Annotated in this window: 17 protein-coding genes and 1 other RNA gene; 14 read left to right on the forward strand and 4 right to left on the reverse strand. The window is 61.9% G+C overall.

The features are described 5' to 3' along the window. Positions 1-108: NAD(P)-binding protein (locus tag AC1AUD_RS11020; protein ID WP_476574515.1), on the reverse strand; the 108-nt coding region annotated here is incomplete at its 3' end. Positions 109-340: 232 nt separating this feature from the next. On the opposite strand from AC1AUD_RS11020, the gene ffs reads away from it, so the two are divergent. The 10 genes from ffs to AC1AUD_RS11070 all read left to right on the forward strand — a co-directional run bounded on the left by ffs (position 341) and on the right by AC1AUD_RS11070 (position 15,444). Next, positions 341-435: signal recognition particle sRNA small type (gene ffs, locus AC1AUD_RS11025), an RNA gene on the forward strand. Between the two features lie 41 nt (positions 436-476). Beyond that, the gene (locus AC1AUD_RS11030) at positions 477-1,532 is read left to right on the forward strand and encodes a phosphatase PAP2 family protein (protein ID WP_476574435.1); all 1,056 of its coding nucleotides are present in this window, start codon (positions 477-479) and stop codon (positions 1,530-1,532) included. 105 nt (positions 1,533-1,637) lie between these two features. Then, positions 1,638-4,688 (forward strand): type I DNA topoisomerase, encoded by a 3,051-nt coding sequence (topA, locus tag AC1AUD_RS11035; protein WP_476574436.1) that lies wholly within the window; start codon positions 1,638-1,640, stop codon positions 4,686-4,688. A 12-nt stretch (positions 4,689-4,700) separates the two neighbouring features. Continuing rightward, positions 4,701-5,318, forward strand: a complete 618-nt coding sequence (tmk, locus tag AC1AUD_RS11040) for a dTMP kinase (protein ID WP_476574437.1) — start codon at positions 4,701-4,703, stop codon at positions 5,316-5,318. 183 nt (positions 5,319-5,501) lie between these two features. Continuing rightward, a complete protein-coding gene (locus tag AC1AUD_RS11045; RefSeq protein WP_476574438.1) occupies positions 5,502-6,653 on the forward strand; it encodes a DNA polymerase III subunit delta' in 1,152 nt (383 codons plus the stop codon). Positions 6,654-6,988: 335 nt separating this feature from the next. Further along, positions 6,989-10,810, forward strand: coding sequence for a Spy0128 family protein (locus tag AC1AUD_RS11050; RefSeq protein WP_476574439.1), 3,822 nt, complete (start codon positions 6,989-6,991; stop codon positions 10,808-10,810). Positions 10,811-10,931: 121 nt separating this feature from the next. Beyond that, positions 10,932-12,617, forward strand: a complete 1,686-nt coding sequence (locus AC1AUD_RS11055; protein WP_476574440.1) for a SpaH/EbpB family LPXTG-anchored major pilin — start codon at positions 10,932-10,934, stop codon at positions 12,615-12,617. 171 nt (positions 12,618-12,788) lie between these two features. Then, positions 12,789-13,853 (forward strand): Cna B-type domain-containing protein, encoded by a 1,065-nt coding sequence (locus AC1AUD_RS11060; protein WP_476574441.1) that lies wholly within the window; start codon positions 12,789-12,791, stop codon positions 13,851-13,853. 35 nt (positions 13,854-13,888) lie between these two features. Then, on the forward strand, positions 13,889-14,881 hold the full coding sequence (locus AC1AUD_RS11065) for a class C sortase (protein WP_476574442.1): 993 nt from the start codon (positions 13,889-13,891) through the stop codon (positions 14,879-14,881). Then, positions 14,878-15,444 carry a hypothetical protein gene (locus AC1AUD_RS11070; RefSeq protein ID WP_476574443.1) on the forward strand — a complete coding sequence of 189 codons (567 nt, stop codon included), beginning with the start codon at positions 14,878-14,880 and terminating at the stop codon, positions 15,442-15,444. Before AC1AUD_RS11065 ends, AC1AUD_RS11070 begins: the two co-directional genes overlap by 4 nt. Here AC1AUD_RS11070 and AC1AUD_RS11075 read toward each other — a convergent pair. Further along, complete coding sequence (locus tag AC1AUD_RS11075; protein ID WP_476574444.1) at positions 15,441-15,878, reverse strand: PIN domain-containing protein; 438 nt, start codon at positions 15,876-15,878, stop codon at positions 15,441-15,443. The genes AC1AUD_RS11070 and AC1AUD_RS11075 overlap by 4 nt on opposite strands. 3 nt (positions 15,879-15,881) lie before the next feature. Then, positions 15,882-16,202 carry a FitA-like ribbon-helix-helix domain-containing protein gene (locus tag AC1AUD_RS11080; RefSeq protein WP_476574445.1) on the reverse strand — a complete coding sequence of 107 codons (321 nt, stop codon included), beginning with the start codon at positions 16,200-16,202 and terminating at the stop codon, positions 15,882-15,884. Positions 16,203-16,332: 130 nt separating this feature from the next. Between AC1AUD_RS11080 and AC1AUD_RS11085 the strand changes: the two genes are divergently transcribed. The 3 genes from AC1AUD_RS11085 to AC1AUD_RS11095 all read left to right on the forward strand — a co-directional run bounded on the left by AC1AUD_RS11085 (position 16,333) and on the right by AC1AUD_RS11095 (position 20,214). Further along, entirely contained in the window at positions 16,333-16,884 is a 552-nt protein-coding gene (locus AC1AUD_RS11085; RefSeq protein WP_476574446.1) for a YbhB/YbcL family Raf kinase inhibitor-like protein, read from the forward strand. Between the two features lie 60 nt (positions 16,885-16,944). Beyond that, the gene (locus tag AC1AUD_RS11090; RefSeq protein WP_476574447.1) at positions 16,945-18,525 is read left to right on the forward strand and encodes a C69 family dipeptidase; all 1,581 of its coding nucleotides are present in this window, start codon (positions 16,945-16,947) and stop codon (positions 18,523-18,525) included. Between the two features lie 171 nt (positions 18,526-18,696). Beyond that, positions 18,697-20,214: a formate--tetrahydrofolate ligase gene (locus AC1AUD_RS11095; RefSeq protein WP_476574448.1), complete on the forward strand. Its 1,518-nt coding sequence runs from the start codon at positions 18,697-18,699 to the stop codon at positions 20,212-20,214. Positions 20,215-20,376: 162 nt separating this feature from the next. Here AC1AUD_RS11095 and AC1AUD_RS11100 read toward each other — a convergent pair whose 3' ends face one another. Then, on the reverse strand, positions 20,377-20,724 hold the full coding sequence (locus AC1AUD_RS11100) for a tautomerase family protein (RefSeq protein ID WP_476574449.1): 348 nt from the start codon (positions 20,722-20,724) through the stop codon (positions 20,377-20,379). Positions 20,725-20,896: 172 nt separating this feature from the next. Here AC1AUD_RS11100 and AC1AUD_RS11105 point away from each other — a divergent pair, with 172 nt between their 5' ends. Beyond that, on the forward strand, positions 20,897-21,433 hold the full coding sequence (locus AC1AUD_RS11105; protein ID WP_476574516.1) for a GtrA family protein: 537 nt from the start codon (positions 20,897-20,899) through the stop codon (positions 21,431-21,433). Positions 21,434-21,450 lie beyond the last annotated feature (17 nt).

Raw genomic sequence — 21,450 nt, forward strand, 5'->3', positions numbered from 1 at the left:
GATGACCTCGACCCGCGCCCCGGCCCTCTCGGCCGCCTGCTGGGCCACCGTCAGACCGAACAAACCCGCACCAACAACCACCAAATCCACGCCATTGGACTCGTCCATATGATCCTCCCTGAACAACGAAAACAAAACATGACCCAGCCTACCCCACGGGCGTGAGTCCGTCAGCTCCCGCCTTTCGGGCGGACGGCGATAATCGAGCCGCCATCGCCCGCGGCAAAACACCGCCATTCCAACGATTCCGCCCACAGCATGGCAGCTCGTTCATCCAGGCGAATTCAGACACGCACCCCAACCGCATCTCCACACGGTCCGGGGCTGGTGTAGACTGAACCCCAGCCTCCATGTGGCGTCATGTCACCCAACTCCCCCAGGGCAGGAATGCAGCAAGGGTAAGTGGCCTCTGACGGGTGCGTGGAGGTTTTTCCTTTTCCTCCCCTCGTCCACCCGGGCCACGTACAGTCGAAGGCATGAGTGACGAACGGAATCTTTCCTCCATGCACGGCAGCCTGCGCGACGACGATATCGCGCGCGGTCTGGCACGCGTCGATCCGCTGACGCTGCGCCCGCGTACGTCGAGCCGCGTGCTGTGCATCGTGCTCGCCGTGCTCCTGCTTGCGACCGCCGCCGGCGTGTGGTGGCTGGGCGTGCGCACCGAGAACGGGCAGGCCTATGAGGATATGGTCGAGACGACCTTCAACGACAATGTGCCCGGATGGTTGGCCGGTTTCATGGGATTGATCACCCATGTTGGCGTCGTCCGCGTCGGCATGGCCTGGGATGGCCACCATTTGTTGGTGCTTATCGTGTCCCTGCTGCTCGGCGGCATCGGTCTGGCCGTCGCGGTGGCGCGCCGGCGTTGGTGGCTGGTCGGACAGTTGGCCGTCTTCTCCGCGCTGTGTTATGCGGCCACGGGGCTCAAGTGCGTGCTGCCGCGTCCGTTCATCATCAATACGATGGGCGGACACGAGAATTCCGCTCCCTCGGGGCATACGATACTGGCGGCTGCGTCGGGCATGGTGCTGCTATTGGCCGTTCCGCGGGTCTGGCGAGCCGTCGCGGCGATTATCGCCTGCGCGTGGACGCTGGTGGTCGGACTGTCCGTGATCTCGGGCAAATGGCATCGCCCGGCCGATGTGGCGATGTCGATCCTGCTGGTCGGCGGCATCGCGCTGCTGGTGCTCGCCTTCAGCCGCACGTCGGGCATGGACAGGCCCGGGCAGCGCGCCTCCTCGGCCAGTGTGCAGATCGTCGGCAGCGTCATGGTGACGGGCGGCCTGCTGTGCCTGGCCTACGGCGCATATGTCGTCTGGCAGGTCATTCCCGGACTGTCGATGAGCATGGCGTGGGCGCAGCCCGGCGCGGTCGGCTCGGCCGTCGTCGGCATCTGCGGCGTCGCGCTGCTCGGCACGGGACTTACGCTGGTGATGCGTCAGCTCACCGCCTCTCCGCTGACTCGTCTTGGTCTGGTTGGGGCTCCTCCGGCGCCGCCCGCGGCCGGGCGCGATTCCCGGGGAATCGCATAAACCGGCCGCGCGATCCCCGATGAGAGCCCACCCACTCTCCAACGCGCCTGTTGACCATACGCCATGTTTAATATGACTGCAGCAATCCATAGATAAGGAGCGGACATGGCAAACGGCACGAAGCTGGTGATCGTCGAGTCCCCCACGAAGGCGAAGAAGATCGGCGGCTACCTTGGCAAGGGATACACCGTCATGGCATCGGTGGGCCATATCCGCGACCTCGCGCAGCCGAGCCAGGTGCCGGCCGCCGACAAAGCGAAATACGGCAAGTTCGGCGTCGATATCGAGGATGGATTCAAGCCGTATTACATCGTCGACGGCGACAAGAAGCGCACGGTCTCCGAGTTGAGGTCCGCGCTCAAGGAAGCCGACGAACTCTACCTCGCCACTGATGAGGACCGCGAGGGCGAGGCCATCGCATGGCACTTGGTCGAGACGCTGAAGCCCAAGGTGCCGGTCAAGCGCATGGTCTTCCACGAGATCACCCCCGAGGCGATCAAGGCCTCCCTGGCGAGCACGCGCGGCGTCGACGGCCCCATGGTCGACGCGCAGGAGACGCGCCGCATCCTCGACCGTCTCTACGGCTACGAGTTGTCCCCGGTGCTGTGGCGCAAGGTTGGCCCCGGCCTGTCCGCCGGCCGCGTGCAGTCCGTCGCCACCCGTCTGATCGTCGAGCGCGAGCGCGAGCGCATGGCCTTCGTCCGCGCGCCCTACTGGGATGTGACCGCCACGCTGGAGGCGCCCGACGCCGAGGGGGAGCGCGTCGAATTCGAGGCGCGCATGGTTTCGCTCGCCGGCAAGCGGCTTGCGGTGTCGAAGGACTTCGGTTCCGACGGCAAGCTCACACCCGCCGGTTTCAAGGACAATGTGTGCGAGTTGGACGAGGCGCATGCCGGCGCGCTCGCCGCCGCGTTGCAGGGCGCGGTGTTCACGGTGCTCGGCATGGAGACCAAGCCGTATCGTCGCCGCCCGCTGCCCCCGTTCACGACCTCGACGCTGCAGCAGACGGCCGGCAACCGCCTCGGCATGAGCTCGCGTCAGACGATGCGCGCCGCGCAGGGGTTGTATGAGAACGGCTATATCACCTATATGCGAACCGATTCGGTCACGCTGTCCCAGGAGGCCATCGAAGCGGCGCGCAACGCCGTCGAATATCACTATGGCAGGGCCTTCCTGTCGGATGCGCCCAAGCAGTACGCCACGAAGACGGCGGGCGCGCAGGAGGCGCACGAATGCATCCGCCCCGCCGGTTCGAGCTTCCGCGACCCGGCCGAACTGGCCGCGAAGGTGCCGCCGGACCAGTTGAAGCTTTACACGCTGATCTGGCAGCGCACGCTGGCCTCGCAGATGGCCGACGCCACCGGCTCGACCGCCACCGTGCGTCTGTCCGCTCCCGCGGGGGAGGACGGCGAGGCTGTGTTCCAGGCCTCCGGCACCGTCATCGAGTTCCCCGGCTTCATGAAGGCGACGGGGGAGGGACGGCATTCTTCGACTTCCGCCGCTTCCGCCGCGGGGGACAAGGCCGAGAAGTCCGGTAAATCCGGCAAGAGCACGGAGGAGAACGCCTCGCTGCCGCCCATGACCACCGGTCAGCAGCTCGACGCCACGCGCGTCGAAGCCGACGGACACGAGACGCAGCCGCCGGCGCGATACACCGAGGCATCGCTGGTCAAGACGTTGGAGGCCAAGGAAATCGGCCGTCCGTCGACCTACGCCTCGATCATCTCCACGATCATCGACCGTGGATACGTCTACGAACGCGGCCGCGCGCTGATCCCCAGCTGGCTCGCCTTCGCGGTCACCAAGCTGTTGGAGACGAAGTTCCCCAAGCTCGTCGACTATGCCTTCACGGCCGAGATGGAGAACGGCCTCGACCAGATCGCGCACGGCAGGGAAACCGGCCGCGAATGGCTGACGCGCTTCTATTTCGGCTCGGGCAGCGATGCCGCGCATAGCGCCGACGAGGCGCACGAGGGCCTGCAGAAGCAGGTCGCGCAGTTGGGCGAGATCGACGCGCGCGCGATCAATACGATCGAGATCGGCGACGGACTGCATGTGCGCGTCGGCCGCTACGGCCCGTATCTGGAGGATATGGAGCATACGGACGCCGAGGGCAATCCGAAGCGCGCCTCCCTGCCCGACACGCTCGCCCCGGACGAGCTGACCGTGGCCGTCGGCCATGATCTGATCGACAACCATTCCGGCGGTCCGCGCGAGCTGGGCAAGGATCCGGTCACCGGCGGCACCGTCGAGGTGCGCAACGGGCGTTTCGGGCCGTATGTGGCGCTGGTCCCGCCCGAGTCGGCCATCGAACAGGCGACCGTCGAGGCGACGGGCAAAGCCGGTGCCAAGCGTGGGGCGCGCAAAAGCGATGCGCCGCGCCCGAAGATGGCCAGCCTGTTCAAGACGATGACCCCCGATGCGATCACGCTTGAGGACGCGCTGCGTCTGTTGGGTCTGCCGCGTGAGGTCGGCTCCTATGAGGAGACGAACGCGGAGACCGGCGAGGTCACGATCTCGAAGGTCGAGGCGAATAACGGCCGCTATGGCCCGTATCTGACCAAGACTGCGGCCGACGGTTCGACCGAGACGCGCTCGTTGGGCAGCGAGGACGAGATCTTCACGGTCGATGTCGAGAAGGCTAAGGAATTGTTCGCCCAGCCCAAGTATGGGCGTGGGCGCGGCCGCGGCGCCGCCAAGCCGCCTGTGCGCGAGATCGGCATGGACCCGGAGAGCAAGAAGCCGGTCGTCATCAAGGAAGGCCGTTTCGGCCTCTACCTGACCGATGGCGAGACGAACCGCACGCTGCCGAGGCAGTATGATCCGGCGACGATCGCTCCCGAGGACGCGTATCGCATCCTCGCCGAGAAGCGCGCGATGGGACCGACCCCGCGCCGCGGACGTGGCGGACGCGCGGGCGCGAAGGGTTCGGCCAAGTCCAAGGCCGCCGCGCCGAAGGCGAACGCCGTCGAAACCAAGCGCGCCGAACGCCGCGCCGAGGTGAGGAAACTCGCCGACAAGGGCTGGGCCAACACGCGCATCGCCGAAAAGCTTGGCTCCACCGCGTCCACGGTGAAGTCCGACATCGACTGGCTGACCGCGAACGAAGGCTACACGCGTCCCGCGGTGGTCCCGGCCAAGCCTAAGAAGAAGTAAGCCGTCGCGGTTATGGCTGGCGTATTTCTGTCTTTCGAAGGCGTCGACGGCGTGGGCAAAACCACGCAGGTCGAACGTCTGCGCACATATCTGGCCGCCCGCGGGCATGAGGTCGTCGTCACCCGTGAGCCGGGCGGAACCGCGCTCGGTGCCGCCATCCGAGCGATGCTGCTGCACGGCGTCGAAGGCGCGCAGGCCGATATCGCGCCGCGCACCGAGGCGTTGCTGTTCGCCGCGGACCGCGCGCAGCATGTCGCCGAGACGATTCGGCCGGCTTTGGAGCGCGGCGCCGTGGTCATCACCGACCGATATCTCGACTCCTCGCTGGCCTATCAGGCCGGCGGGCGCGAGCTGACGGCCGAGGAAGTGCGGGATCTAAGCATGTGGGCCACCGGCGGACTGCTGCCGGCGCGCACCTATCTGCTGGATATGGACCCCGGCAAGTCGCATGCACGTCTGACGCATGACGAGGACCGTATGGAGGCCGCGGGCAATGAGTTCCAGCGGCGCACTCGCGAGGCGTTCCTTGCGCTCGCCGAGGCCGAACCCGACCGGTTCCGCGTCGTCGACGCCGCGCGCAGCATCGACGAAGTATGGGAAACCATTCGCGCCGATGTCGACATGCTGTGAGCGCCGTCCCATCATGTGAGTCTGGACCCATCCTGTGAGTCTCGGCCCATCCTGTGCGTGATCCAAAACGGCGAAAAATAGCCATTGTGCTAAAGATTGGCCCATGCTGTGAGTCGCAGGATGGGACGGAACTTACAGGATGGGCGTGGCCGACTGTGGGCCGTGCGGCGTAAGGTGTGGGATATGTCAGTATGGGACTCCTTGGTCGGCCAACAGGCCGTGGCGGATCGACTCGCGGCCATCGCCTGCGGCGATCCGAAGCAGATCGCCCAATCATGGCTGATCTGCGGACCTCCCGGATCGGGACGCTCCAATATGGCGCGCGCCTTCGCGGCCGCTCTTGAAAGTCCCGATCATGGCATGTCCGACGAGCCCACCAAGGTCACCCGGCAGGTGCTGGAGGGCACGCATCCCGACGTAAGTGTGCTCGCCACTGACAAGGTGACGATCGGCATCGATCAGGTGCGTGACCTGATCGCCGTGTCCGAACAGATGCCGAGCACCGCGCCGTGGCGCATTATCATCATCGAGGATGTCGATCGCATGCTTGAGCGCACGACGAATGTGCTGTTGAAGGAGATCGAGGAGCCGAGCGAGCACTGCATCTGGCTGCTGTGCGCGCCCAGCGCTCAGGACGTGCTGCCCACGATTCGTTCGCGCACCCGCATCGTCAACCTCGCCGTGCCCCAGCCGTCCGCCGTGGCGGAATACTTGGTGCGCGAAACCCGTGTCGAGGAGAAGATCGCGCGCCGTGCCGCGCGTCTGGCCGAGGGACATATCGGCGTCGCCAAGCTCTATGCCACCGATGAGCGCGTCATGATCGACCGCGACGAACTGGTCGTCGGTGTGCTGAATCTCGCGCGCGCCTCTGACGCGGTGCTGCTCGCGGGAACGCTGATCGACAACGCGAAGGCCCAGGCCGAAGTGGATGTGGCGCGCGCCGCGGCCGCCGACGAAGCCGATTTCCGTCGCATCAACGGACTGGCCGAAGGCGAACGAATCCCCACCAAGCTGCGTGGTGCCTTCAATCAGATCGGCAAGAAGGACGAACTCAAGCGTCGGGCCACGCGCCGCACGCGCGATGTGCTTGACCGGGCGCTCAACACCATCGCCTCCGTCTATCGTGACATCGCCGTGCTGCAGAACAACGCGGAGGAGTCCGTGGGGCTCATCAACCTCGAGAATCGCGCCGCCATCACCGAGCTAGCCACACGCATGCCCCGCGCCGGCGCCGTCGCCCGTCTCGACGAAGTCGCGATCGCACGCCGTCGCCTCGCCGGCAACGGCAACCCCACGCTCGTCTTCGAAGCCCTGTTCTGCGCGCTGCTGCCGTGAGCGGGCGCCTTATGGTTGAGATCATTTCCCTGTTTTAGGGAGCGATGTGATTCCCCTATTTAGGGGAATCGGAGATGGCGGAGGCTGTCGGGCGACTGTTTTCTGAATCGCATATTTATGTGCGTGAATCGTATGTCTGCAATGGGGCAGATTGTTGGTTTTCTTGATTTTCCAGTGATTTTAACGTGTGTGATTTTGCGGGCTGAATCCAGGCCTCGGGTGATGGACACGCCTTGGTGACTTGACAAATCGATACGGGGGGGTATCAACTTTTTAGTGCCTGGACCAGAGGTGGTTTGTGCGGTGTCGGGCGATGGGCAAGGAGACAAGAGGTTATGAGCATTCGTCGTTCGAATCATGACATGCGCGCTGCGCGCACTGGCGGCAAGCTACTGACCCGCGCCGTGGGCGCGCTGCTGGCGGCCGGCCTGCTGTGTGGCACCGTGACCGCCAGCGTGGCCTCCGCCGAGGAGACGCTGCAGAATCCCGAGATTAGCCAGGGCGGCGTGAGCGGCACCGTTGGAAACGCTGATGGCGCTGGTATCTCTAATGAGACGACCTCGAACGATGCCTCCGCCGAGGACATGTCCACTGATAGTCAAGCTGCCAGTGTTCCCGATCATACGGTCGAAGGTCTGTCTCCTGACGGCACGACGATTGACATGTTCGATTACTGGATTACGCAGCGTGACGCTCCGGATTATAACAATGGGGATGCCACCACTGGCTCCACCGGTATCAACGCCGGTCATAGTCTTCATTTCACCACAGGCCCCGACAACGAGACGGATGCAAATAAGTGGACCGGCAGCGCCGACACAAGGTCTGGTTTGGTGCGGTCCTCGCTTTCGAATGGCTATCCGGTTCTGAGCGGTCAGCATGGCACGACTGAGAATGAGTCGCTGGCATATCTATTCAATGAGTCGTTGCAATCTGGCAAGCAGTCGTTCCCGAATGTGCAGGGGATGCTGCAGCTGGATAAGGATGGCTATTACTACTACGACAGCCAGCAGAACTTTGCGTCCCTTGGCGAGCAGTCGAGGCAAATGACGCTGTATGACAATTGGGGTGTAAAAGCTGGTGGCCAATCTCCGGATGGACAGTTCTTCCCCTTCAACACCGCTAATCAAGTGTTCAAGAAGAACAGCGATGGCAGCTTCGAGACAGACTCTTCCGGCAAGTTGGTTCCTGAAGACGTGAACTCGCGGTGCAGCACGAAGAATGAGGCTGACAAGTGCAATACCGTGGATATAAACCATTATTTCGGCGTGCATATGAGCTCGGAGTTCGTGCAACCCACCGGTGGCTACGTGGATAACGCCAAGACTAAGCCGATGACCTATGAGTTCAGCGGTGACGACGATGTATGGGTGTACATCGACGGCATGTTGGTGGGCGATCTTGGCGGCATTCATAATGCTGGCTCTCTCAAGATTGATTTCCATACCGGCGAAGTGGTGGTCAACGAGGATAAATATGTCATTGAAAGAGTGCGGGTCGAGAGTCCCTACGGATGGCCGGGAGGCGAATATAGTAACTGCGAAGCTATCGATGGCTATCGTGGTTGGTATTACTGTGACCAACAGAAGAACATTGAACGGTCTACGACGCTGAAGCAGCTGTTCAAACTTCCTGAAAATACCTTCACTGATGGTTCTTACCACACGCTCGACTTCTTCTATCTCGAGCGCGGTAACAGCGACTCGAACATGAAGTTGAAGTTCAATCTGGTCGCGCCCAAGAGCAGCGATGTCATCAAGGTGGACCAGAACGGTGACATGTTGGAGGGGGCGCAGTTCGCGTTGTACTTCACAGGTGCGGATCATCAGGTAGGAACGGACAGCGCACCATTGGCCACGGGTGAGACGGATTCGAATGGCCGGCTGGTGCTGCAGTATGCCGAAGGAAATCCGGATGGCGAGATGCCTGGCTCAATGCTGGATTTCCATAAACGGTGGGGTAGCGATAAGGACACGGTGACTCATGCCAACAGCACGTATTACGTGCTGAAGGAGACCGCTGCACCTGTAGGTTACAGCCGCATGATTAATCCGATGGAACTCAAGTACATGTCGGCGAAGGACAGTACGAGTGGTTCGCTGACCTCCGATCCGACTTCGAGCAGCCCGGATAGTTCGATTTGGAAGACGGGCGGCATCGCGCGTGGTAAGGAGACGTTGACCGCGCCGTCTGAGTTCAAGACCAATGATGGGGACTGCTCGACCGTTTCATGCGAGACCGCGGACAAGGTCGGCGGGCAGAACGGAACGATGTTCGCGGTGGTACTGCGCAAGGCTGATGACAATACTTGGCAGACGATCACAGGCAACACGGTCGACGGGTGGAATGCTCAGGATGCCACTGATATCGATTCGATTATCAAGGCGCATCAAGTGAATCCGCATGACTTCAGACTCAATGGTGGCGAGTACAAGGCTGATATCGATGAGCTGCCGGGCTATCTGAACGAGTACTACTACCAGATCTCGGACGATGCTGACAAAGCCAATGCGAAGTACACCGTGGCGGTGTATTACTCCACTGCCGCCGAAGCTAGCAATATGACCGCGAGCAACACGTGGCGTGTGACTGGCAATAGCTTGGATGACTTCGGTCGCACTTTCTCCTCGCGGTTCTACGTGCCGAACATCAAGAACGAGCTGTACGTGCAGAAGGTGGACGAGGACGGCAATCCGATCAAGGATGGCGTGGCGACATTCAAGCTGTACAAGGCCGGCGAGGTCGATGCGACCGCAGATACCACGAATGGCGGTTACGTGATCGATGTGCACGATGGCGCGGCTCCGGATTCGGTGACCACGCAGAACGCGTGGCTGAATGATAATGATCCCGGTACGCCGTCGTTCGCGAACGCGGCCGCATTCGGTTTGGCTTCCACCGTTAACGGGACGAAGCAGGTTGGCTTCAGCGGTAATCCGTTGACGAACGGTACGTACTATCTGGTCGAGGAGACGGCACCGGACGGGTACGTGAAGCATGCGAACGCGACGAAGATCATCGTCAACGATTCGGGCATTTACGCCGACGCCGGCAATGAGAACGATGGCATCAAGGTGGTGCGTGGCGTGGGCCAGCTGGTGGCCACGATGTCCACGTTCGGTTCGACCGGTTCGTTCGATGATACGTTGCGGTATATCAAGACTTATCCCGGCGCGATCACGGTGGACGAGAATGACGGAACTGATAATGGCGCGTCTGCGGCGCTGTATCCTGGCAAGGTCGAGAAGCAGAGTGGTACGGTCAAGGCTGCTGACACGGAGTCTAGTGAACCGTTGCAACTGCAATACGGCGGTGTCGGCGGTAATTCCGGTGCAGCACTGGACTATGGTCCGCGAGATGCGAATGGCAATTATTTGTTCGTTGCGGACGAGGGCTGGCCGATCCTGCGCACCTATCAGGATTCTCATCCGGAAGGCGCTGAAACGCTGGAACGTACCACGCTGAACAACTCGGGTGCCAACACCAATCCGACGAATTCGGATGGATCCCTCTCGTCCCTCATCACCGGTTCGGTGATGGTGCAGGTGACCAATCGCAAGGCTGCGGCCACCGCGACAATCTCGCTGAACAAGCAGGTCAAGGGTGGCGACTGGAATCCGGCTGACCATGGCAACAAGAACTTTGAGTTCACGCTTCAGCGTGTGACTTCGGAGACTGACGATACACCCGTTTCAAACGGTGATGTCACCGCTACGGTCACGGGCAGTGATGGCAAGTCCACCGTTCAGAATGTGGGGTCGTTGTCTGCTCATACGACCGGAACAATCCAGACAGGTGAATCCAACAAGCAGCTTGTTAAAGGCGGTAAAGCCAATGGTTTCCCGGTACTGTCGTTCGCCAAGGAAAACACTTACTACTTCCGTCTCAGCGAGAAGACAGACGGGGCTCCCGATGACTGGACCTATGACACCCATGTCGTGAAGATCGTCGTGACGGTGTCTAAGGGCGATGACGGTTCCATGACCGCTGAAGTTAAGTACGACGGCACAATCGATGCGCCCCTCTTCGTGAATACGAAGTACGGTCCCGAGCTGCCGGAGACGGGCGGGAACGGGCCTATGGCTTTGGTTTGGGGCGGATTGCTGCTGGCCGGGTGCGGTTTGGCCGGGCTGGGGTATGCGCGTAGGCGGTGGTGAGTGATGCCTGCCCGCAATGGCAAGCCCCCTTAGCGGGGCGGCTTGTCCTACTCCAAAAACAGTTACTTATCAACACTTAAGAAACACAGATTTTGTTTCCCAAGGGACAAAGGAGAATCTTATGAGGAAACTATGGAAGGCCTTGGTCGGCATCCTCGCCGCCGTGGCCATGCTCGCCGCCGGTGGCCTAATGTCCACCTCCGCCAGTGCGGATGATACGGCGAATCCTGTGACGGGTTCGATTACGATTTCGAACGCGAAGAAGGGCCATGAGTACAAGGCGTACAAGATCTTCGACGTCGCCTCGCAGAAGGTGGAGGGCGCGGGCGAGAACGTGACGACCAAGGTGTCGTACACGCTTGCCGCGAACAGCCCTTGGGACGATTTCTTCAAGGCGGGTGCCGCGGGCGCGACATATGTGTCGCTTGACGGGAACCGCACGGTGTCTTGGATCAAGGATTCCGATCCCGAGACCGATGGCGTGCAAATGAGCACCGAGGACGCGAAGGCGTTCGCCGACGCGGCCATCGCCTACATCAAGACGACCAGCAAGCAGTTCAACGAATTCACGGAGCCCGCCGACGCCGATGGCGAGCTGAAGTTCGAGAATCTGCCGCTGGGCTACTATCTGGTGACCTCCACGGTGGGCACGCTCGTGTCCTTGGATACGACCCTTCCCAAGGACGAGAACGGTGAGCCGGTCGCCGAGATCACGGACAAGAACGAGGGCCCCGAGGTCGAGAAGAAGGTTCAGGAGGATTCCGGCGACAAGGGCGAGTCCAATTGGACTGATGGCTGGGAGGATCAGAACGACGCCCAGATCGGCGAGAAGGTGAAGTTCCAGACCACGATCACCGCTCAGGAGGGCGCGCTTAACTACGTACTGCACGACCAGATGCAGGCGGGCCTGACATTCGATTTGAGCAGCATCAAGGTCACGCTCGACTACGCCGAGGAAAGCAAGGAGAACAAGGTTCTGAGCGGCACCGGCGAGAACGCCGACTACACGGTGGCCGCCCCCGTAACCCACACCGTGGGTGATAAGACCGAGACAGATACGTTCGACATGGCGTTCTCCAAGGCGCTGCTCGACTCGTTGAAGGACGGCGACAAGCTGATCGTGCAGTACACCGCCACGGTCAACAAGGACGCCAACATCGACACCGACGGCAACGAGAACACGACGCACCTGGACTATGGTGACGAGAACCATACGAGCCACACGCCCGACGACACGACCACCACCTATGTGTGGGACTTCAACGTGTACAAGTACGCGCAGGACGGCGAGACGAAGACCCCGCTCAAAGACGCGAAGTTCAAGCTTACCATCGACGAAGCCGGCAACAACGCCGTCGAGTTCGTGAAGAAGACCGACAAGGATGACAAGGTTGTCCCCAACCAGTACCGTGTCTTCGATTCCGCCTCGGACACGACCACCGACAAGGTGACGGAGTTCACCACCGACAACACGGGCAAGTTCAACCTGTCGGGCCTTGACTCGGGCACGTACTGGCTGCACGAGACCAAGGCTCCGGCTGGCTACAACAAGCTGGACAATCCGATCAAAGTCGAGATCAAGACCGCTTCGGATCCCGTCAACATGGGCAAGGTCGTGTACACCTTCGATGGCATGGCGTACGAGACCACGGACAAGACCGTGAACGTGCTCAACCAGGCCGGCAGCGAACTGCCGGGCACCGGCGGCATGGGCGCGACCGTTCTTTACGCGGCTGGCGCGGTGATCGTGATCGCCGCTGCCCTTGGCCTGACTGTGGTGTTGCGCAAGCGTCAGAACGCTCGCTGAGCCACATGGTTTCGCAGATAACCGAATATCGATAATTGAACCCCTGGTCCCGTCGGGGTTATGACGGGGCGATCCTCCATGCCAGGGCCGTCGAGCCCGCTTGGTTCCGGCCCCGGGCATGGGTTTTCAATCTTTTTGCAATCTGTTGGTTTTCGAGGGAAGAGAGTGGTTATGACTGCATGTTCCAAGGGCCGGTGGGTCCGGAGGGGACTCATGGGTGTGGTGGCGTTGCTCGCCTCCCTCGTGCTATGCCTCGTTGGGCTGACCGGCACGGCCAACGCTGCGGATAGCGATAGCAATACTGAGACCGTGACTGGCTCGGGCAGCATCACGGTGGACTACCAGCATGGCAGCACCCCGGTTGCGGATGTGGAACTGAAGCTGTATCAGGTCGCCACATGGGATAAGGACTGGAACGCCCAAGCGACCGAAGATTTCAAGAACGCTCCGGTGACGTGGCCTGAGTTGAATACGTCGGAGGATTTGCGCGTACTGGCTAACACGCTCGATAGCTATATCGCACAGCAGAAGATCAGCCCGTTGCAGACCGGCAAGACCGCTACCGATGGCACTTACGTGTTCAATCAACTGCCTGACGGCCTGTATCTCATCACCTACGGCAGCTATGCGAACGGTGATACTACCTGCAAGGCGGGCGCGATGCTGGTCTCCCTGCCTTCGAAAACAAATCTGGATGATACGGATAAAGGCATCAACATCACCGTGAATCCGAAGACGGAATGTGAGACCAAGCCAATCACGCCGCCGGTTCCGCCTGATAACCACGAGGACATCACCGTGAACAAGGTCTGGAAGGACGACAACAACGCCGACGGCAAGCGTCCCAGCAAGGTCATCGTCCAGCTCATCAAGGACGGCGTCGTCGTTGACGAGGTCGAGCTCAACGAATCCAACGGATGGAAGCACACGTGGACCGATCTCGACAAGGACCACACGTGGCAGGTCATCGAGAAAACCGTGCCCGACGGCTACACGATGAGCATTGATCGTGAGGGCAGCACCATCACGATCGTCAATGAATACGAAAAAGACGACACCTGCGAAGGTGATGACTGCGAGGACAAGGAGAACCCGCCGGTCGTCAATCCTCCGGATAACAAGCATGACACCACCGCCGACACCGGCGCCGCCATAGCAGGCGTGGCATTGATCGCCGTCGCCCTGCTCGGCATCGGCTTGGCCGTGCGTATCGCCGTGCGTCGTCGCCAGTCCTGAGTGAGCGACCATATAATGCAGGAGCGCATGGAAGGATGAGCGACTCGCCATCCACCCGCCAACGCAAGCCCGCGGACCTCGGTCTGCGGGCTATGGTCGTATTCTTCGTCACTCTGCTGCTCGCCGGCGTGGGGCTGATGGCGTATCCGACGGTGGCGGACTGGTGGAACCGCATGCACCAGTCGCGTGCGGTGGCCTCCTATATCGAGCAGACCGAGGATATGGGCGCGGCGGAACGCAAGCAACTGCTGGCCGCGGCGCGCGAATACAACCAACGCCTCGAAGCCAGTGCCCAGTCGGACCAAATGACGCGCTGGAACGCGGCCATGCGCCCCAGCGAAGCCGACCGACAAGCCTACGAACACATATTGGACGTCTCGGGCACCGGAATCATGGGCTACGTCACGATTCCGCGACTCAAAACGCGCCTGCCGATCTATCACGGCACCGATGACGCGGTGCTGCAGATCGCGGTCGGGCACCTGCCCGGCTCCTCGTTGCCGGTGGGAGGCGAAGGCACACACGCGGTGGTCTCCGGGCACACCGGACTGCCGTCCGCGCGCCTGCTGACCGGCTTGGATGAGATGCGCAAGGGCGATACCTTCGCGTTCCATGTGCTCGGCGAGACCTACACCTACCAAGTTGACGAAATCAACACGGTTTTGCCCGACGATTTTTCGCATTTGAACGTTGACCCCAGCGCTGATTACGCCACGTTGATCACCTGCACGCCGTATGGCATCAACACACACCGCCTGCTCGTGCGCGGGCATCGCATCCCCAATCCCGTCGCGCCCGACGACACCGATTACGACTGGGCATCCAAGGCCATAATCGCCGTGGGCGTTGCGCTGGGCGTGCTCATCGCCGGCATCGTGGCGTTGCTCATCTGGCGTCGCGTGCGCCGCAATCGGCATGGCGGCGTGGCCATGTCGTTCGCCAAGCATGCGCGGGGTGCCGGCAGCGCGTTCCGCGATTCATCCACGTTCGATTCATCGTCCCCAGAGCTAGGAGGCCACGCATCATGACCAACGTTCCGTCATCAGCCCTGAGCCCGAAGGGGCGCGGCGAGCGCGAGTTCACGCGCAAGGAGCGTGCATACCTAATGTCCTTGCCGGCGGTGCTGTCGATCAGCGGCCGCCGCATCTACTATGCTCCCGAATTCCGTGACGATTGCCTGCACCGTTATGAGCACGGCGAAAGCCCGGTGGCGATGTTCCGCGAGGCTGGGCTTGATCCCAAACTTATTGGATATAAGCGCATCGAACGTTGCTTCGCGCGTTGGCGTCAGGCCGCCGGTCAGCCGGTGCTGCCTGTTGCGGAGCGCCGTGGCGCCGCTGCGGCGGCGGGTGATGCGAACGTGAGTGAAGCGGGCGCTTCCTCTGACGGAAAGTCCGCGATCGATGGCGCGGCAACGGGAGCTCGTGCATCCCGCCCAGCCGGTGCCAAGCCTCTCCGTCGCTCCCGGTGGAATCCCGAGACCGAGAAGGACGCGATCATCCGCCAGCAGATCGTCCTCATCGACATGCTGCAGGATGAGTTGCGCGAACTGCGCGAGGCGAGGGAATCTCAGGAGTTGCAGGAGGCCTAGATCTTCCCTCCCCACTTCCATGGATTGATCAACGGCACGCCAACACCCTCGAAATCCTTGATATTGCGCGTGGCCACGACGCAACCGTGGGCTTTGGCGATGGCTGCGATCTGAGCGTCGAGGTCGTCGGTGGGTCTGCCCATCGCCTGCCGCATGGCTTTGATCTCACCGTAATGCAAGGCTGATTGTGTGTTGAAGTCGTAGATTCGGTCTCGAAAATTGCTGAAGATGGCGTTTAACGTTCGTCCACAATTTGTTTTCCTGCGTCCCTGTGGCATTCGGGCCATGCCGTATGCCATCTCGCCGAGCGAAACCGTGGTGACGCGCAGATTCTCCGGCGCAAGGGAACTGAGCCATTCCACAACGTTTCGATCAGGGGCGGGGCGCATTGGCTCGGAAAGAACATTGGTGTCCAGAATGATGCGTTGCGCCATGGCTTATTCTCCTCCTTCAAGATGATGCCAATCTTTTTCAGTCCAGTTTTCGAATGGATCGTGGGACGCGGAGTTGCGTTCCGGAAGAACAAAGGGTTCGTTCCGTTCGTCCTCATTGAGGCCGTCCATCCATGTTTCATGCGCGTTGAGGAACCAGTCGGCCCCCGTTTCTTCTTGCCGTATCCTCTTCTCGACATACTGCCGCGTGACTTCCTCGACCACGGAGCGCAATTCCGCTTCGGTGGAGCGGCCATGGTCCCGGGCCATCTGCTTGAACTGCTCGGCGATCTCGTCGTCAAGCCTTCTGATCGTGAATGTCGCCATAGTGCCTCCCCGTCATCGATGAACAAAAAAGTGCTGTCATTATGCTAGCAAAATGCCGCGATGAAGAGCGTGCCTCAAGTGTCGGGCCGCTCAGGTGCGCCGGTCAGACGGGTGCGCGATACTAAGGGATATGAAGATATCAGCGGATTTCACCGTGATGCCTGACGATTTCGCCAAGGCCGCCGCCCCCGAATACAAGGTCGACGGCGTGCCCGTCGTCTCCTTCCCCTTCTACATCGACGAACTCGATTCGTCTGCAAAATACCTGCACTGGGCGTTCACCGACCCTGATTCGATCCCGGTGTGCGGATTCGAGTGGATCCACTGGACCGTCGCCAACCTGCCGGTGGACGCGCTGATGTTCGACTTCAACGATTCGCACGCGCTGGCCATCCCGCCGGATTTCTCGCGGCAATTGCCCGCGATGATCCCCGAGGCGGCGCAGGGACGCACCTCGGCGGCCTCGCGTTGGGTCGGTTCGACCAATCCCGCCGTCACCATGCGATACAACGGCCCGCAGCCGCCGGACAAGGACCACGACTACACGCTGCATGTGTGGGGGACCGCGGAACCGCTGCCCGGGCTCAACCAGGGGTTCTGGATGAACGAGCTGCTGCATGCGGTGCGTGACTCGCGCGAGACGCCGGATCAGGGCGGAATCGTCATCACCGGACGCGCCTGAGCGCTCACGGCATCATACGACATCGATAAACCACATACGAAGAAAGGAATTCCCAACCCCATGGCCTGCACCACGATTCTCGTTGGCAAGGACGCGAGCTACGACGGCTCCACGATCATCGCCCGCAATGAGGACTCCGCCAACGGCGAGTTCAATCCCAAGCGTTTCGTCGTCGTCAACCCCGACGAACAGCCGCGCCACTACCGCTCCGTCCTCTCGCACGTCGAAATCGACCTGCCCGACGACCCGATGCGATACACCGCCGTCCCCAACGCGGACCTCAAGGAAGGCATCTGGGGCGAGGCCGGCGTCAACGAAGCCAACGTCGCGATGAGCGCCACCGAAACCCTGACGACCAACGAGCGCGTGCTCGGCGCCGACCCCTTCGTCGAGCTCGTCAAGGCCGAGGACGACCGTCCCGAAATCCCCGGCGGCATCGGCGAAGAGGATTTCCTCACCATCGTCCTGCCCTATGTCAAGACCGCGCGCGAAGGCGTCGCCCGACTCGGCGCGCTGCTCGAGGAATACGGCACCTATGAGATGAACGGCGTCGCCTTCTCCGACGTCGACGAGATCTGGTGGCTGGAGACCGTCGGCGGCCATCATTGGATCGCCAAGCGCGTGCCCGACGAGGCCTATGTGACGATGCCCAACCAGCTCGGCATCGACGAATTCGACCTCGACGATGCTCTGGGCGACCAGGAGGAGCATATGTGCTCCGCCGACCTCGCCGAGTTCATCGGCCGCAACCATCTCGACCTGGCCGTCGAGAACAGCACTCCGCTCAATCCGCGCGACGTCTTCGGCTCGCATTCCGATTCCGACCACGTCTACAACACGCCGCGCGCGTGGTGGATGCAGCGCTTCCTCAACCCCTACGACGAGGTGTGGGACGGCCCCGACGCCGACCACGGCCCCGAATCCAACGACATCCCGTGGGCGCGCCAGCCGGAACGCAAGATCACCATCGAGGACATCAAATACGTGCTGTCCGGCCATTACCAGGGCACGCCCTACGATCCGTATGGCAAGAAGGGCGACGAGCACACCCGCGGCATGTATCGCCCGATCGGCATCAACCGCCAGTCCCAGCTGGCCGTCATGCAGATCCGTCCCTACCGTCCGCAGGCCTCGCGCACGCTTCAGTGGATCGCCTACGGCTCCAACCCGTTCAACACGCTGGTGCCGTTCTATGCGAACGTGTCGGTCACGCCGAAGTATCTCGAGAACACGACCACGCGCGTGACGACCGAGAACTTCTATTGGGCCAACCGCGTCATCGCCGCGCTCGCCGACGGTGCGTTCGCCGACACCTCCAACGCCATCGAGCGCTATCAGGAGAAAACCGGCGCCTATGGTCACGCCGGCGTCGCCGAGGCCGATGCGAAGGTCGCCGAGATCACCGGCATCGATATGGATGCGGAGTTCGAGGCGGACGAGACGGATGGCGACGTGCAGCCGATGGAGCCGGACGAGATCATCGCCGCGCTCCGCGCCGACACGGCCTCGCGCGAAGTGCTTGAGGCGGCCAACCAGACGCTCGCCGACAAGCTCAAGGCCGACACCGACAAGCTGCTCGACTCCGTGCTGTTCACCCGCTCCATGGCCATGAAGAACGGCTTCCATATGTCGGATTTCTGAAATTCGGCAACGCCGAATTTCACAGGAAATCCGACGCGAGGGGTATGGAAGCGCAGTGCGCTTCCATACCCCGGAGCCATCCTTATAGCAGAACGCAAGCACTGCCCCCATCCTTCCCTCCAGGGGAGGAAAAATGAGATGTAAGTAACGAACACAAAGGAAGGGAAGTACATGACCGACATCCAGGACTTCACCACCCAATACGGTCTGGTCCAGAAAATCGATGCCTTTGGCTATCTCGACTATCTGAAGAACAATCCCGACGCGCCTCGCAAGCACGGCAAGGTCGTGCTGGTCACGGCGGACACCCCGCTCAAGGCGAGCCGTGGCGAGGGCAAGACCACGACAACCATCGCGCTAATCGACGCGCTCAACAAGCGCGGCATCGACGCGGCCGCCGTGCTGCGTCAGCCGAGCATGGGCATCACGGCCGCCGGTTCCAAGGGCGGCGCGTCCGGCGGCGGCAAGGCCTCCCTGACCCACCCGGAGCTCATCGACTGGGGTCTGTGCGGCGAAATGGGCGCGATCGAAGCGGCCCAGAACCTGTTGGTCTCCTTCGCCGAGAAGGCCGTGGACGAGGGCGTGATCGACACCGTGCTCGTGCCGCGCGTCTCCGAGGTTCCCAGCCGTTCGCTGCGCAATATCACCGTGGACGCCGGCAAGAACAACGTGGCCGAGCGCGTGGTGCTCACCCCGACCTGCGAGCTTATGCAGATCGTCGTGCTGTCGCGTTCGATGGACGAGATCGCCGATCGCGTCTCCAAGATGATCGCCGGCACGAAGGACGGCAATGCCGTCACCTTCGGTCAGTTCGTGGATCTGTGGCGCATCACCGGCATCCTGACCGATGCGGTCAAGCCGGCCAAGACCGAGACCGTCAACGGTTCGCCGGTGTATGTGCACGGCGGCCCCTTCGCCAACGTGTCCATCGGCATCCCGACGCTGGTCTCCGTCGAGATGGCGTGCGCGCTGCATGACGTCGTCATCGTCGAGGCCGGATACGGCACCGACGCGGGCGCCCAGAAGTGGCTCGACATCGCCTGCCGCGAATACGGCGCGCAGTGGCCGTCCGCTGCCATCGTCGTCACGCGTGCCTCGACCTGGCGCGACGACCCGGATCTCGCCTGGCGCTATCCGTTCCATGTCCAGCGCCTCGAGGGCCTTGATATCCCGACCTTCCCGCTGATCAACCTGTGGGAGGGCGAGGACGATCAGGTGCCCGCGCTGCGCGAGACCGCCCGCGAGCTGGAGTTCCGCGATCCGATTGTCGGCAACCTGTTCCGCGACGGCGGCGAGGCGTTGGCCCCGCAGCTCGATGCCTTCGTCGATGCGTTGACGAACGGCTCCATGCCGGCCCGCCCGCATTCGCATAAGGGCATGTCGGTGATCGAGAACGTCAAGTGGGTGGCCGAGAACGCCTATGGTGTGCCGGCCGAGCGCGTCAAGCTTAAGGATGGCTTCGTCGCCTCGCGCGACGCGGCCGTGAAGCTGTGCGAGTCCGCGGGCATCTCGCTGGCCGATCTGGCGCTGGTCGCGGTCAAGTCGCCGGCCACGATGACCGACGACGACCGCGCGCCCGAGGCCGAGCGGACCGTGACCCTGAAGAAGGTCGAGGTCCACGCCGGCGCCGGCTTGGTCCACGTCAACCTGACCACCAGCCTCACCACCCCCATGCCGAAGATCGTGTGACTGGCCGCGATTCCGGAGGAATCGCATAAGCCGGTCACGCGAGGCGGCCGTAGAGGGAGCCCAGTGGGCTCCCGTGCCGCCGGAGCCATCCTTATGACAGAACCCTGCCCCGGAAAAGGAGCAGGGTTCCGTATTGATGGTGACTGGGAATCTCCCACTAAATCAGAAATTGCCGCCGTTCCAGCCCCAGTCGGTGGTGGCGGTGTAGCGGATGTAGGTGCGGTCCTCGGGGATGCCGAGCTCGGAGTTGAGCGCGGCCATAATCGACTGGGTCAGCTTCTCCCAAGCCGAGCCCGGCACCGACGAACCGAAGACATTGACCTCAACATAAGCCGCCGGCGCCGAGTCGTCACCGCCGAAATAAATTGGCATATGGTCCTCGAACGGGCACATCAGCCAGCCTTCGGACTTGCCGGGAACCGCCGTAATGGCCTTGCCGTAGGCGGCCTTGAGGGCCTCGCGCTGCTCCGGGGTAGTGGACACGGACACATGGGTGTGGATGACGGGCATAACGCTCCTTCAATCGATGGGATAACTCATCCCTCATCATAGTGATAGGCAAAGCGCCAGCCTTGGCGGCTCCCTTGTCGAGAAGTATTGTGAGGATTCGCCCCGTCGCCCGCCCGCCGGTCAGGCGGCGCGTGTTAAATGAACCCTTGTGAAAAAACTGATCGAGCAGCTGATGAAGTTCGGTGTGGTGGGCGTGATCGCCGCCGTCATCGACTTCGGCATACTGAACTTTCTGGTGGGCGTCTTCCATCTGCACAACGTGCTGGCCGGCACGGTATCCTTCCTCATCGCCCTGGTCTTCAACTATCTGGCGAGCATGCGCTTCGTGTTCAAGCACCGCGACGATATGGCGCGTTGGATGGAGATCTTTATCTTCGTGGCCTCCGCGGTGGTCGGCCTGTTCATGAACGACGCGATCATCTGGCTGTCGACCTACGGCATGAACCGCGACGCCTACGTTTCGCAGCACCTCGAATATCTGATCCGCACGAACGGCGGTAAGATCGTCGCCACCTTCGTCGTGGCGGTGTGGAACTTCCTCATCCGCAAATGGCTGCTCGACGACACGCACACGAATGCGATGAACCGCCTTAAGAGCGCCGACAATCGTTTGACGCCCGAGCAGCTCGAAGCCAAGTGGGAGCAGAGCTTCTCGCACCGCCTGGGTGTGTGGTCGCTGGAGCATACGCCCAAGGGCTGGCCGAAGTAAGACTTAAGCCAATATGA

The sequence above is a fragment of the Bifidobacterium sp. LH_730 genome (assembly GCF_056355835.1).

What these genes read in the sequence shown, in the direction of transcription:
- AC1AUD_RS11060 (WP_476574441.1), top strand. Translation starts at nt 12,789, where the DNA reads ATGACTGCATGTTCCAAGGGCCGGTGGGTCCGGAGGGGACTCATGGGT.
- AC1AUD_RS11095 (WP_476574448.1), top strand. Translation starts at nt 18,697, where the DNA reads ATGACCGACATCCAGGACTTCACCACCCAATACGGTCTGGTCCAGAAA.
- AC1AUD_RS11030 (WP_476574435.1), top strand. Translation starts at nt 477, where the DNA reads ATGAGTGACGAACGGAATCTTTCCTCCATGCACGGCAGCCTGCGCGAC.
- AC1AUD_RS11100 (WP_476574449.1), bottom strand. Translation starts at nt 20,724, where the DNA reads ATGCCCGTCATCCACACCCATGTGTCCGTGTCCACTACCCCGGAGCAG.
- AC1AUD_RS11070 (WP_476574443.1), top strand. Translation starts at nt 14,878, where the DNA reads ATGACCAACGTTCCGTCATCAGCCCTGAGCCCGAAGGGGCGCGGCGAG.
- AC1AUD_RS11045 (WP_476574438.1), top strand. Translation starts at nt 5,502, where the DNA reads ATGTCAGTATGGGACTCCTTGGTCGGCCAACAGGCCGTGGCGGATCGA.
- AC1AUD_RS11055 (WP_476574440.1), top strand. Translation starts at nt 10,932, where the DNA reads ATGAGGAAACTATGGAAGGCCTTGGTCGGCATCCTCGCCGCCGTGGCC.
- tmk (WP_476574437.1), top strand. Translation starts at nt 4,701, where the DNA reads ATGGCTGGCGTATTTCTGTCTTTCGAAGGCGTCGACGGCGTGGGCAAA.
- AC1AUD_RS11105 (WP_476574516.1), top strand. Translation starts at nt 20,897, where the DNA reads ATGAAGTTCGGTGTGGTGGGCGTGATCGCCGCCGTCATCGACTTCGGC.
- AC1AUD_RS11050 (WP_476574439.1), top strand. Translation starts at nt 6,989, where the DNA reads ATGAGCATTCGTCGTTCGAATCATGACATGCGCGCTGCGCGCACTGGC.
- AC1AUD_RS11065 (WP_476574442.1), top strand. Translation starts at nt 13,889, where the DNA reads ATGAGCGACTCGCCATCCACCCGCCAACGCAAGCCCGCGGACCTCGGT.
- topA (WP_476574436.1), top strand. Translation starts at nt 1,638, where the DNA reads ATGGCAAACGGCACGAAGCTGGTGATCGTCGAGTCCCCCACGAAGGCG.
- AC1AUD_RS11085 (WP_476574446.1), top strand. Translation starts at nt 16,333, where the DNA reads ATGAAGATATCAGCGGATTTCACCGTGATGCCTGACGATTTCGCCAAG.
- AC1AUD_RS11080 (WP_476574445.1), bottom strand. Translation starts at nt 16,202, where the DNA reads ATGGCGACATTCACGATCAGAAGGCTTGACGACGAGATCGCCGAGCAG.
- AC1AUD_RS11090 (WP_476574447.1), top strand. Translation starts at nt 16,945, where the DNA reads ATGGCCTGCACCACGATTCTCGTTGGCAAGGACGCGAGCTACGACGGC.
- AC1AUD_RS11075 (WP_476574444.1), bottom strand. Translation starts at nt 15,878, where the DNA reads ATGGCGCAACGCATCATTCTGGACACCAATGTTCTTTCCGAGCCAATG.